The sequence below is a fragment of the Shewanella sp. 10N.286.52.B9 genome (assembly GCF_002873635.1).
Classification (GTDB): domain Bacteria; phylum Pseudomonadota; class Gammaproteobacteria; order Enterobacterales; family Shewanellaceae; genus Shewanella.
The window spans coordinates 1-366 of sequence record NZ_MCTY01000232.1; the positions used below are offsets into that span (position 1 = coordinate 1).

Consider the following 366-nt stretch of genomic DNA (forward strand, 5'->3'; position numbering starts at 1 on the left):
TAGGTAATGGCGATTCTGACGCAGGTACGGTCACTGAAGATGGTGCAACCGATGCGGATAACAACACGTTTGAAACAGTCTCTGGCACGCTAACCGTGTCTGATGTCGATGGCACAGGTAATGCCAGCGAAGCCGTATTCCAAGTACAAGACGATGTGGCTGATGGTAACTACGGTACCTTCTCTATCGATGTTGACGGTAACTGGAGTTATGAGCTAAACAACACTCACAGCGATGTGCAATCACTTAAAGCCGGTGAAACACTTACTCGTACGATTACTGTGACCTCTGCCGATGGCACTGCAAGTCATGATGTGACCATTACTATTGTGGGCGCTAATGACCCAGCGGATATCACCGTTGATG

1 protein-coding gene is annotated in these 366 nt (G+C 48.6%); it reads left to right on the forward strand.

Annotated elements, in window-relative coordinates; translation table 11 throughout:
- The coding region (locus BCU91_RS19520) for a VCBS domain-containing protein (RefSeq protein WP_198590505.1) at positions 1–366 on the forward strand (366 nt) is incomplete at both ends.